General features: G+C 45.1%; 11 protein-coding genes. All 11 read right to left on the minus strand.

Going from position 1 to position 13,379, the window contains the following annotated elements; genetic code table 11:
• Positions 1-13 precede the first annotated feature (13 nt).
• The 11 genes from DK187_RS05425 to DK187_RS05475 all read right to left on the minus strand — a co-directional run bounded on the left by DK187_RS05425 (position 14) and on the right by DK187_RS05475 (position 13,369).
• Positions 14-997, minus strand: a complete 984-nt coding sequence (locus DK187_RS05425) for a fumarylacetoacetate hydrolase family protein (RefSeq protein WP_111606317.1) — start codon at positions 995-997, stop codon at positions 14-16.
• An 11-nt stretch (positions 998-1,008) separates the two neighbouring features.
• Positions 1,009-1,587 carry a cupin domain-containing protein gene (locus DK187_RS05430; protein WP_111606318.1) on the minus strand — a complete coding sequence of 193 codons (579 nt, stop codon included), beginning with the start codon at positions 1,585-1,587 and terminating at the stop codon, positions 1,009-1,011.
• Between the two features lie 88 nt (positions 1,588-1,675).
• Positions 1,676-2,806 (minus strand): FAD-dependent oxidoreductase, encoded by a 1,131-nt coding sequence (locus DK187_RS05435; RefSeq protein WP_111606319.1) that lies wholly within the window; start codon positions 2,804-2,806, stop codon positions 1,676-1,678.
• 23 nt (positions 2,807-2,829) lie between these two features.
• The gene (locus tag DK187_RS05440) at positions 2,830-3,198 is read right to left on the minus strand and encodes a Rieske (2Fe-2S) protein (RefSeq protein WP_111606320.1); all 369 of its coding nucleotides are present in this window, start codon (positions 3,196-3,198) and stop codon (positions 2,830-2,832) included.
• Complete coding sequence (locus tag DK187_RS05445; RefSeq protein ID WP_111606321.1) at positions 3,195-5,597, minus strand: efflux RND transporter permease subunit; 2,403 nt, start codon at positions 5,595-5,597, stop codon at positions 3,195-3,197. Before DK187_RS05445 ends, DK187_RS05440 begins: the two co-directional genes overlap by 4 nt.
• Positions 5,594-6,691, minus strand: coding sequence for a YCF48-related protein (locus tag DK187_RS05450; protein ID WP_223232322.1), 1,098 nt, complete (start codon positions 6,689-6,691; stop codon positions 5,594-5,596). Before DK187_RS05450 ends, DK187_RS05445 begins: the two co-directional genes overlap by 4 nt.
• An 8-nt stretch (positions 6,692-6,699) precedes the next feature.
• On the minus strand, positions 6,700-7,863 hold the full coding sequence (locus DK187_RS05455; protein ID WP_111606322.1) for an MFS transporter: 1,164 nt from the start codon (positions 7,861-7,863) through the stop codon (positions 6,700-6,702).
• A gap of 206 nt (positions 7,864-8,069) precedes the next feature.
• A complete protein-coding gene (locus DK187_RS05460; RefSeq protein ID WP_111606323.1) occupies positions 8,070-9,023 on the minus strand; it encodes a VOC family protein in 954 nt (317 codons plus the stop codon).
• Positions 9,024-9,043: 20 nt separating this feature from the next.
• On the minus strand, positions 9,044-10,201 hold the full coding sequence (locus tag DK187_RS05465; RefSeq protein ID WP_111606324.1) for an alpha/beta hydrolase family protein: 1,158 nt from the start codon (positions 10,199-10,201) through the stop codon (positions 9,044-9,046).
• A gap of 166 nt (positions 10,202-10,367) precedes the next feature.
• On the minus strand, positions 10,368-11,729 hold the full coding sequence (locus DK187_RS05470) for a DUF1329 domain-containing protein (RefSeq protein WP_111606325.1): 1,362 nt from the start codon (positions 11,727-11,729) through the stop codon (positions 10,368-10,370).
• Between the two features lie 17 nt (positions 11,730-11,746).
• Positions 11,747-13,369, minus strand: a complete 1,623-nt coding sequence (locus tag DK187_RS05475; protein ID WP_111606326.1) for a DUF1302 domain-containing protein — start codon at positions 13,367-13,369, stop codon at positions 11,747-11,749.
• Positions 13,370-13,379 lie beyond the last annotated feature (10 nt).

A 13,379-nucleotide genomic window follows, 5' to 3' on the forward strand; every position in this document is an offset into this window, starting at 1 on the left:
TGACAGCCCTTATTTATTTGTTCGCGATGACTTTTTGCTCAATCACACCAAACGGACCATCGCGGCCATCATCAAATTTCGCTTGCATACGGACAGTGTCACCAAAACGCATGTACTGAGTTTTGATCTCACCAAGATCAATCTTTTCAATCACTCGTCGCTCGGCAATACAGGCAGACCCTGCATCGCGGGATTTATTAGAAACCGTGCCAGATCCAATGACACAACCTGCGCTTAATTTGCGCGTTCGTGCTGCATGAGCAATCAATTGCGGAAACGAAAAGTTCATTTCACTGCCATGAGGTTCACCAAAACGCTCACCATTCCAGGTGACGTTAAGATGCATATTTACTCGGCCATTTTTCCAAGCATCACCCAGTTCATCTGGGGTGACAGCAACCGGCGCAAAGCTGGAAGACGGCTTAGCCTGTAAAAAGCCAAATCCCGTTGCCATTTCACGAGGCCCAAACGTTCGTAAACTCCAGTCATTTATTTGCACCAATAAACAAATCGCCTGAGCCGCTTCGTCCAGAGTCACCGCCATAGGTACTGGTCCTGTAATCACGCCAAACTCGCCTTCAAAGTCGATCCCATCTTCTTCATTTGGCATCACAATATCTGCAGTTGGCCCCTGAAAATCGTCACTCGCGCCTTGGTACATCACCGGAATCGTGTCGAAGTCTGGAATAGGTTTGGTATTGAATGCTTGCTCCATCAGTTTACCGTGATTGGTAAAGGCCGACGCATCTAGCCACTGTGGACTTCTGGGTAATGGAGCTAGGCAAACGGATGGCTCAAAATCAAATGAAAAATCCACTTTTCCTGCGTTTAACAAATCATACAAAGCCTGTAGGTCTGCTGATTTTTCCTGCCAATTTTGCACAGCCGACAATAAATTAGGGGCGATAACTGTGGCGTCGACGGCTTTGGTTAAATCTTTTGAAACAACAACAAGACGACCATCTAAGGTGCCATTGGGTAAGGTTGCGAATTTCATTATATGACTCCTTATTTAGCCAAGGCGTTAGCCAATTGATCGTCGTACTGCCCACCGACGAGAATAAATAACATGCGACACATTTTCCCAGAACGATTCGCCCACGCATGGTTAGTACCACGTTGAACAACCACGCTACCGGGTTTTAAAATGGCTTCGCCTTTGTCCACAATTAGGGTCAACTCACCCTCAATAACAATGCCGTAATCCACTGACTCAGTACGATGCATCAAAGGATGAGGCGAATCGTCTTTGACGGTAGAGGCATCGCCATCACCGACTTTGGAAAACATATCCTTCATATTGCCTTTGCCCTGAGCCAAAAACTCTTCTGTGTCCGGCGGAATATCAACAAATCGAATTCGAGTGCCCGATTTCATCGGAGGCAAAACAACTGGCCCAAGAGTTGGGTCTGATTGTGTGTGAGTAATCTGAGCGGGAGTCTCGCTGGTATTCCATACTTCATGAAATCGAGTGCCCGGCACCGCCTCTAAATCCATTACGGTATTAAGTGGACCATTTTCTAAAATAATCGCGTTACCCTGTTCATCATGTCCCGTGACCACACGGTAAATATCGGGAAAACTCATGAGAAAACCTCTTAAATAAAACAAAATATTGATAGAAAAAAGTGGCAGCGGTCAGCAATAGACATCATCGCGCTGCCCAAAGGGAGTATTAAATTGGTTGACTTAACGCAATTAATGATTCTCGCATCAGTTTTGAGTGCTCAACCTTGTCGCCGCCATGAATTTCGATATCACACAGACGCGCCGAGTTTTCGACCACCATGCGACAACGCTCCCAACGACGATCATGAAATTTGTCCAACGCGGTTTGAAGGTCATCGTTCGCAGCTAATTCATCGGCCAAGACGATCCCACTTTCAATACCAATTCCGGCGCCGGAGGCAAGATGAGGCGTGGTCGCGGCGACCGTATCGCCCACCATCACCAAACGGCCTTTACTCCAAGGTGTTTTCACTAATAAATTAGCCAATGGTCGATAATCAATATTTGCCCCTTCCTCTAAAGCATGAGGAATCAGCGCGGTCACCGTTGGGTTCGGAAAATGTTCCATTAAACTCGCGAAAACCTGTGGCCAAGTTTCTTTATCAATATGTTCTTTCGTAGGACGGTCTTCAGTGATAAACATATACATATGAGTATCAGACACAGGATTCACACCAAGTTTAAGGTGGTTACCCATCCACATGGTGACACGGTTGATCTCGGCTGGGCGCGGCATAATAGCTCGCCATACTCCCTGACCTATGTATTCAGGATCAGGTACCTCAGGGAAAAATTCTTTGCGAATTTTAGAGTGCACACCGTCTGCGCCAACAACAAGGTCATACTCGTGCGTACTTCCATCGGTGAAAGTCACAACTGCAGCAGATTCTGTCTGTTGAATATCAGTATAAGTGCAACCCAAACGGACACTCACACCAGAATCAAGCGTTGCAGTAGACATGATGCGAGCCAAAGTAGGACGAAAAATACCGCCACTTCCACCTACCGAAGAACCAACAGGACTGGGTGTTGGTAACTCCATAATGAGAGGGCCATGAGCCAAATGCATAGACACGCCATCGGTGACGCACCCTTTCTCAACCACTTGTTGATACAGTCCAAGATTTTCTAACGCCCGCATAGACGCGCCATTAATGGTGATACCTGCACCCAACTCACACCACTCTGGATCAATCTCAACAAGATCGACTTGAATGCCATGACGGCGCATTTTAATTGCTGTGGCCATACCGGAGAAACCACCACCAATGACCAATACTCTCTTTACTGCAGCCATTTAATGACTCCTTATTTTTGTTGTTAGTACAATAAGCTAATGTCTGTTACTCGAATCGAAACCATACCCGCTTGATTAACATAAACAGGAATGCTCTCTAATGCCTTACCAAGACAAGGACCTTGAATACACATTCCCGTATCAGGTTCAAACAAGGCACCATGGGCATGACACGCGACATGTTGCTTCTTAGCATCCATGTAAGCATCCTTACGCCACGCCATGGGTGCCCCATTCACATGAGGACAAGCATTTCTCCAAGCGAATATCTGGCCATCAATCTTCACGACGAAAAACAAATCATGCCCAGCGTCGTTCTCCAAAAAACCTTTTGTAGCCCCCTCTTCAATATCATCAAGATGGCATAGATTTTTTACTTCAAACTCGTTCATAACGCTGGCTCATCATGCGTTTTGGTGTCATTTGCATATTTTGGCTTAAGCAGAAAATGCGCAAGAGCAGGTAATAAAACCAGCGCTCCTAACATGTTCCAAATGAACATAAACGCCAGCAATAACCCCATGTCCGCTTGGAACTTAATCGGGCTAGCAATCCAAGTAATCACCCCAACAGACAAGGTCACACCGGTTAACATTACGACTTTGCCGGTGAAATTAAGCGCTCTTAAATAAGACTGAGATAAGCTAGTACCTTCACGTAATCCAACCAAGGTTATGGACAAAATATACAAGGCGTAATCGATACCAATACCGACCCCTAAGGCAATAACTGGCAAGGTGGCGACTTTCACCCCCATGCCTAATTGCACCATTAAGGCTTCCACCATAATGGACGTCAGCATCAGAGGAAGTAACGCCACAACGACAGCCTTAAACGAACGGAATGTAATAAGAGACAATAAAGCCACGGCGCCATACACAAGGAACAACATCTGATACCAAGCGGCTTTTACTGAAATGTTCGTTGCCGCTTGAATCCCCGCACTGCCTGCGGCTAATAGAAACTGCACATCGTCGGTATTATTGTCTTTTGCAAAAGCTTCTACATGATTCACAATACCGCTTAAGGTGTCCGCTTTGTGATCTTGCAGATAGACATACACTGTCAACAAATTGCAGCTGCTGTTGTACAAACCTCGTGGTGCGCCCGCCGTGATGTAATTCAACATACTTTGGTTAGGTAAAAACTCGTACCATTTTGGATTGCCTTCATTTAAACCCGACAACACACGACGAGATAATAGAGCCAAAGAATTTGTCGACTCCACGCTAGGAAGCTGACGTAATTGCCACTCAAGTGCGTCTATTTTTTTTAAGGTATCGTATTGAGCACATTGACCATCAGGCGTTTTGACCATGATCGCTACCACATCACTGGAAGCGCCATAATGCTGATTCATAAAGGCGATATCTTGATTGTAACGGCTATCTTGGCGTAGTTCAGGAGCCCCTTGATCGAGATCACCGATCTTCAATTGGGTACTTAAAGAGAACGCCCCAACGGCCAGCACGGCACCTGCTATTAAAGCGCCAGTTGCCCACTTACGCTGGGTAAACTTGTCTAAAAAGACCCACAGAGCCGGCATTTTTTTTACGTTATTAACATCAATATCATTGATGACACTGCGTTGTGCGGCTTTTTCACCAACCCCAACATAAGACAGCATAATGGGCAAAAGAATAAGGTTAGTGAAGATCAGTACAGCCACCCCGATAGAAGCCGCAATGGCTAATTCTTGAATTACCTTAATGTCGATCACTAACAACACAGCAAAGCCAACGGCATCAGCCAACAACGCCGTTAATCCTGCAAGAAACAAGCGTCTAAAGGTAAAACGTGCCGCCACTAGCTTGTCAAAGCCACGGCCAACATCCTGCATAATGCCATTCATTTTCTGCGCGCCATGGCTCATACCAATCGCGAACACCAGAAAAGGCACTAGGATAGAATACGGGTCTAATACATATCCTAGCGTAGGCAGAATACCTAGCTGCCATACCACCGCTAAGATAGAAGCAAATACCACTAAGAAGGTCGAACGCGCACAACGGGTATACCAAAACACCATAATGGTCGCGATTACCACCGCTAATGCGAAGAACCACAAAACCGCTTGAACACCTTCGATTAAGTCGCCCATTACCTTGGTAAAACCATTAATATGGATTTCTAGGCCTTCGGCTTGATACTTGGCACGCAATTCTTCCAACACATCAGAATATTTTGCGTAATCCAACGCTTCACCCGTGGCACTTTCACTTAGCAATGGCATGTAGATAATAGTGGATTCTTCATCTGCCGCGATCAATTGACCAATTTGCCCCGAACGCGCCACATTGTCCTTTAATGTTTGCAAACTAGCAGGAGAGCCATCGTAACCTTCTGGAATGACAGGACCGCCATCTAAGCCTTCTTCTGTTACCCCAATCCAGCGAGTTGAAGGCGTCCAAAGAGACGTCATTTGTACTCGGTCTACACCAGGCAATAGAAACACTTCATCACTAAGTTGACGTAATAACTCTAGATAATGAGCGTCATAAATACTGCCATTAGGATTCACTACGGCAATACGTAACGCATTGCCCAGGCCGGTTAACTCATTTTCATATTTTAAATAGTTTTGAATATACTCTTGATGCGTTGGTAAGGTTTTTTCAAAGCTCGCATTAATGGTTAATTTGGTTGCTTGCCAGCCTAATAACCCCGTTACCAAGGCACAAATAATAATAACGACGAAACGATGATTGAATAACACTCGCTCAATAAAAGAGCCTGATCTAGGATCAAAGGTCTCTTCAGGTGAGGCTAAATTAGTAGACTGATGTTTCATTTGAAATCTCCAACATCAATAGAGACAGGTCCATTGATGCTTAAAGCCAGTACACTACCGTTCGCTTTTTCCAGTACATTGGTTAAAGGTGGGAGGCGCTTACGAGTCAGTGGAACCAATCGATTTTCTCTCAAACCAAGCAAGGTTCCCGCTTGATTTGCCATGATGACTTGGCCATCAGAATGAATAAAAGAGGCCATAATCGACGAACTGATAGGGTTTTTAATGTCTTTCCAGTACAGACCGTTATCTTCGGATACCAAGGTATTGCCCCGTAATCCTGCAAGTACTATTTCATTTTGACCAAGCAACTGAGCGGTAAAAAAACTGCCCTCATATGGCGTTTCAATGGTTTCGAACGACTGACCATTGTCAATAGAAAGTGCGACAAAACCCTGCTCACCTGTAACCAGTATGCGCTCACCTTGTTTACGGATACTGTATAAATGCAGCCCAAATGGATTATCAATTTGCTCCATCCAAGATACCCAAGTCTGGCCGCCATCAATACTTTCAAAGGCAAAGCCATATGCACCGACCACCACAAGATGATCGCGCCCGAGCACCAAAAGATCTAAAAAAGGTTTGTCAGGACCGTCTGCAATCAGCAATGTAGCCTGACGAATAGATTCTTCGTCTTTAGATTTCTCAGCTTGTTGTAGTAGCTTTTCTGCTAGCTGTTGACCATTTAGCTGTATTTTCCAATCCTTTCCCCCATTTGTAGTACGCAAAACAATGCCGCCGTGACCAATAGCATAGCCATTTTCATCATCAAAAAAATTTACCCCCGTCAAAGTCACACTGACTGGTGAAGACAACTGATGCCAGCTTTTTCCATCGTCATCGGAGCGCAAAATCAAACCGCGCTCACCAACAGCAATAAAATGATCACCAACAGATGTCACCGACAACAAAACAGAATGCACGCCCAAATTAGACTCAATAGCAGGACGATCGATAGCATCGGCAACGGCTGCAACACTCACATCAATTCGACCACAGAAAAAAACGATCAAATAAAATAGCGCCAGCCTACCATTGCCTATAAAACGAACAGAGACCTTTCGTGTTGCTATTTTTTTCTGGCTAAACATGATCCACCTCAAACCGCAGATTCAGTAGAAATAGCATCGGATCGGTGCTGAAAGACACGCATAAAGCAAACCAGTGAAATCGTACCAAAGACGAAAGCGGCAATGCCTATCCCTTGATAATCAAATAGCTTGATAATGGTGCCACCCAATACAGGCCCAATCGCTGCGCCAATCATTAGCATCGCAGGCGTTGCCGCCATGGCGCGACCGGACACATCCAAACGAGCCAATAGGCCAAACACAAAAGTATGAGTGAATATCATAATAGAAACAAAACAGGCCGCTGATGCAGCATAAAACGCAAAACTGCTGGCATTCATCATGATATTAGACAAAACAATCTGCAGAACAGGACCGGCAAATAACACGAATTGGGCAGAAAAACGCTTTTGAAAAATACCAGCAAGGGCGGCTGCGACAATGTTTATCAGGGCCATGACCACCAATACCAAAGTCACAGAGTCTGTTGAGAAACCTCGATCATTCCCCACGCGCTCCATAAAACTAAATGTCATGGCTTGAGTCACTGCCATTAAGCTAATGCCCACAATGCCAAACCAAACACTAGACGGGATCTTAGTCTCTATCGACTTGTTATTCGCATTTTCTTCGTGATCCAGAACCACTGAAGGAAAAGCCACCGCACAAACAAGAGCAGCAAGCGTCATGATGCCACCAAAGATAATAAACAATGAATGTCCACCCACCGCCTGAGTAATATTGGGTGTTGCGCCCATGAAGACAAACCCCATAACACCTAGGGTAAGACCTGCAATAGCAAACAACCGGTGCGGATTTTCTCCACGAGCAAACATACCGTGCGCCATACTGAGTGCCGCACTGGAACAAACACCCGCTACAACATGCAATAAAGCTAACTGGAAATAATCGTTGGTTTGAGAAGCGGCAAAGAAACATAAACCTGAAGCAAAAAAACCAACGCTAGCGACCATACGTCGATTTAAGGTTTTAAAACGCGGGGCAATTAATACACTGGCGCAAACAGCGCCGATTAAAAATAAAGTAACGAGACCACCCGCTTGCTGACTGTCAAATTGATAAGAAGCGACCAAAATCCCTACCCACAGAGGTAATGCCACTAGGTCTAGCATGCCCGCACAATGGGAAACCATCAAAGCAAGATTGCCTTTCAATCCAAAACGATGGCTCATTGCGCACCTCCCATTAGAAAGGTCGCTTCTCTTCGATCCGTAAAGCAAAAAGTCCCGTATCTCACAGATATCATCAACATACTATTATCATCCACTTTGTTTATTGTTATTACGTGGTAGCGGCATCACACCACTTTCACAGCCTATGATGAGGCTGCGAAAAACACTCTGCAGCAGCCCCAAAATACGCTTTTTCTACTATAAAGTTACTCGTAATCCCCATTATGAGGTGTGTCTTTTCCTGGTGCCCATTTGTCGCGATAGCGCAACAGAAAAGTCTGCGATGTATCTGCATTAGATGCAGCAACACGAGGCTCCCAATTAGCATCATGCAAATCCATGTCGGCATCCATCTCAATGTGACAACCAAATGGACTATTGAAATACCAAAACCAATTCGATCCAAAGATATGTCGACCCGGCCCCCAAAATGCCTGATAGCCCTTCTCAATAAAACGAGAACCGTTTTGAATCATCTCGGTTGGACCACCAAAATGGAAGGTGAAATGCTCAACACCTTTCATGAACGGCGGCGCACCGATCAAAAAATGTGTGTGGTGATCCAAAGTGCCTGCTGGTTGTAAAAATGGACCTGTACCTTCAAATCTATCGGTACAACGAAAACCTAAACGCTCCACGTAAAAGGCTTCCGCTTTCACTGGATCAGGAACGAAATACACAATATGCGATAAACTGCGAGGACGAATTTGTCCGATCTCATCATTGACAGCAAGATGATTCACAGGACGTTGAAAGGGTGAACCAGGCACGTTAGATATTTCACCTGCCAAATTCAATTCCTTACGAGTGGTGACTTGGAAACCAATGACAAAACCAGAATCGTCCGTAGATTCAATAGAGCCGTCCGCTAATTGGCGAACTTCTCGGTCTTTACTCAGCTCTTCGGTAATCGCCTCAATCGTGGCAACGTCCGCCACACCCATAACGGTTTTTCGCATCATGCAACCATTGCCAATGCTGGCAGGAAGGCTTTTATCTGAGACGTGCGCCAAGACAACAGCGGTACCATCTAAGGCTTCAAAGCGACCACCGGATTCAGTAACATCAACAGGGAATAAACCATAATCGGTTAAAAAGGTCGCGCAAGAAGCGACATCTTCAACACCAAAAACGATAGTCTCTAAACCTACTATTTTCATTTTTCCTATCCTCTTTGTGATTAGGCCGTATGACCATTCAGTGTTTCTGCGACCCAATCGGCAATATAAGCCCCAGCATTGGCAGAGTTATCAAAACTAGAATGCTGAACGCCCCCTTCACGATCAGTGAAGACTTTTAATTCACGTTTCGGGCTATTCACTAACTGCTCGTAAGTTCGGTGAGCCCATTTCAATGGGATTTGCGAATCTTTTTCACCGTGCGTCACCAAAAATGGCACCTTGATGCGATCTAACACACCATCCAAATGAACCTTCTCAGCAATTACCATAAATTCATCCATGTCTTTTGCCCCCCATACCCAACGCACGTGTTCCCAGTAGTGAGGGACAGGAAAACTGCCTTCTTTTTCTAGTCGACGTTTTTGAACATCGCGCCAGTCGTGGTTTGCTCCCCACACCACACCACAAGCAAATCTAGGCTCAAATGCCACGGCACGAGGACAGTAATAACCGCCCAGAGAAACGCCTTCCATGCCAATGCGTTTGGCATCAATTTCTTCACGGGTTTCTAACCAATCAACAATACGGCTTGCCCAATGCTCGCTATCAAAACGAGCCGTAAAGCCTTGTAAACGCAGTGCTTCCCCTGTACCCGGCTGATCAACAATAAGTGAAGAAACGCCTCGCTTCGCTAACCACGCAGGTAAACCAACGCGATACTTCATTTCTTTTGTAGAGTCCAAACCGTTCACTTGCACCAAGATGGGCGCTTTACCGCCAACACCTTCAGCGCGAACGTACAATGCAGAAAGGTGTTTGCCTTCGTATGGAATCTCAACTCGTTCACAATTTTCTTTTGATAATGCAAGACCACGAGCAAAGACATCCAGAAAACGCTGATACAAAGCTTGACGACCTGGTGAGCCATGACCTTGCAAGCGCTCAGCTGTAAGATAATAAGTCGCCGCACGGCCATATTTGTCACCCGCTGAAATCAAACGACCGCGATCTTCGTCCTCCTTAGCCAGCTCGCATAACTTATCAGCCATACGCTCCCAGCTTTCACGAAAAGCTTTAGAGCCTGCAGCGTCTTTTGCTTTTGCCGCTTCCTGAAGAGGCGCACACATTTCTTCAATTTCACCAATACGCGCCCCCATTTCTAACGCAAGATTGATAGAAAGGTCCCATGGATAATTGGTGGGAAAGTAGCGAAACATAAATACTCCAACATCGTTTATTAAGAGCTGACAAACAGCTGATCTGGTTGAAAATACGCTCAATCATCCAAAAAACTGCATCAAAAGGACAAGCAAGGCCAAAAGGGGAAGGCTAGACTCTCCCCTTGATGCAAAAATAATCGGATTAACTGAGTATTAACGGAACTTATCGCGTACCTTGGCGCGCTAAACCCTGCCCTGTGAAAGTGCTCGTAGGTATGCGCTCGACTGGTCTGTTATGGAACGATTTATCATTCATCATGTTGGCAATATAGGCTTCACCAGACAGTAAGTTGTAAAAACCGAATGTCTGCGGAATCGTTCCAGGAAACTCTGGCATGACGTAGTTAAACTGCCAGAGGGTTTTCCATAACTGACCATTGGAATCCCAGCGATCACCAAGGGAAGCCTGCCAAGTGTCCTCATCGAGATAATATTTACTTCGCGCTGCTTGGTGGCGTTTGCCATCCGCAAGTGTTGCCTCTACGACCCAAACACGATGCAACTCCCAGCGCACAGCATCTGGATTTAAATGGCTACCAGAGATTGCTTGCTCGTCACTGTATTGTAAAAAGCGATTTTCGTTATAAGGAATAAAGATTTCTTTCTTGCCCAGTAACTTCCAGTCAAATACTTCTGTTGTTCCAGAAAAGACACTGAGCTCATCAAATGACATCAAGCCAGCGGTAGCAGGCGTCGGGGTATCACAACAGGCATTAGGCAGTTTACGAACACGTCGTTGACCCGTTAAATAAACATAAGCCGCACTCTTACTATCATCTAAATTGGTTCGACCAACAATGCGCTCACCAGCGCGAATAGGTGGTCCGTAGTTCTCTAGATTGACTTCCCAAAAATAACCATCAAACTCTTCACTAGAGCCTTCTTGAAAGTAATAGGGCATCTGGTTTTTTAATAAGCCATCTGTGGTTAAAACAACATTGCCATTTGATGTTATTTGATATTGATTAATCTCCGACTCCCAGCTCACACCACGCCAAGACAAACGGTGGTTATTAATCGCCTCTAAACCATTTTGAGGAATAGGAAAAGGAATACCCGCATAGGCACCCGTAATATTGTGCCCGTCCATTTTGGCCTTCAACGCATTTTGAACTGTGTAGTTATATACCCACTCTGGCGCCGTCGCCGTTCTATGAGTTGGGTAAACATCCAGGCGATAAGTATCTGGATACTTTTTCAGCATCGCTTTCACACCATCCGTTAACTTCTCAGCGTACTTATCCATATTCGCTGCAGTAACCGTGTATAAAGGCTTCTCTTTAGCAAAAGGATCAAGACGCTTACCACCTAATACTTCACCTGGGATAGGATCATTAAAACCGCCAGTCCAGGCAGGAATAGTACCATCACTATTGCCCGCTTTTTCACCACCAAAAGGGGTTAAATCTACACCTAATCGTGCCGCTTCCTCTGGACTTACTGCCGCATAAGAAGCCAGTGAAAAACAACCTAGTACCGCAGAAGCGACTAACATACTAAGAGAGTGTTTTTTATTGTTGTGCATTATCATTCTCCAAAAAATTAAAAGGTGGTACTGACAGAAGCCGAAATGAAGTCTCGATCTTTTAGCGATTGTTTATAGGTCGCATTCGTACCGCCTGTACTTGCATTTTCATTCATGACACCTTCATCCCCTAAGTATTTGATATAATTTAGAGATCCTTTCCAGCGATTCAAATACACTGCCGTAACACCGACGTTAACATCACCGCCATCATCTACACCGAAAGAAGATCCTAAGGCAGAAGATTTACCCCATGTATGCCCCATTCCAATAGATGGTGTCAGGTCAACACCATCAAAAAACTGACGATACGTGGGTGAATAAACCATGCGTATCCCTAACGCAGAACGGTCAGCATTTGGGTTCAACATATTTTCATTTTTAGTAGTTTTGACACGAGTATTCCAAGCAACCTCACCAAGGAAGCTAGATTCTTTAGACAAGAAGTTTGGACCTAAACTGGCAAGCCAAGACACTTGGGCATGCGCCGTTTCACCTACCGCATAACCAGGAGTGCCATCATTGTTGTATTGTGGAGTATTAGCATTGATTGTTTGAGAAGTGCTCGCTAAAGGAGCATTTACACGGTAAGAAACTTCTCCTGATAAACTCCAGATGCCAACCGTTTTTGCCATACTGGCACCATACGCTTCAATGCCTTTTGCATACGCCCATTTGTATTGACTAGGCTGAAAAGAAGCGTTCAGAATGGTGTAAAGATTGCTTGGTGAAGTAGAATCAAAACGAATGGCATAGAGACCAAAGTCTGCACCAATATCGTAATCACTCCATTTAAGCTGCAGACCATATTGACCCGAATCAGAGCCCTCTTCATCCGCTGTGTGTTTGAAACTTGATGAACCAGCAAGAACCTGCTCACCTTCTAAGGTATCTCCTGCAGAAAGATAAGAACCTGCTGGAAGGAAGCGAGATTTCTCCCACTCATAACCCACATAAGCTCCCAACGAAGCTGTTTCAGAAATAGGAATATCGATCGAAACCTTACCGGTTGGTCGCATGGTTTCTTTAAAGGTAGAGTTAGGCACAGAGGACAACTTCACCACATCAACAGGACCTTGACCGCCAGCGATACCGTTAGAGCCAAAAAACAAACTTTCGCCCCACAACAAGCTATGGCGGCCAACCCGAATAGTGCCATCCATTCCATCCATAACTGGGAATCGGGAGTACAGAAAAGCATCAAGAATTTCAGCATCACCGCCCATTGTTTTTTTAGTGGTATCTGAGAACTCACTCGCAGGATTATGGTTTGAAGTCGTACTGGTATTGTCGGTATCTTGGTGATAAACATCGTCATACCAAGCCGCACCACTGATGCGAACGCCAGCCTCTTTATAAGATAGGTCCAGTTCAGAAAAAAGATCTAAACGATTAGATACCAACCCTTTATTGAAGTTGTTATCCCCGTCGTTGAAGTTAGTCGCTGCACTCCCCTCAGTCAAACCTGGCGAGGCATCCTTAGTACGAAAAGCCGTACTGTATTTAAGTGTATTATCCAGACTTGCTCTAAAGTCAGAATTATTGGTTTCAATATTAAATGCGTAGGCTGAGCTTGCGCTTGAAGCAATTGCCAAGGCAACTAACTTCAAACCAAATGGTGTCGAGTTAATGGTTTTCACGTGTTCTTCC

It is taken from the genome of Marinomonas arctica (assembly GCF_003259225.1).
Classification (GTDB): domain Bacteria; phylum Pseudomonadota; class Gammaproteobacteria; order Pseudomonadales; family Marinomonadaceae; genus Marinomonas; species Marinomonas arctica.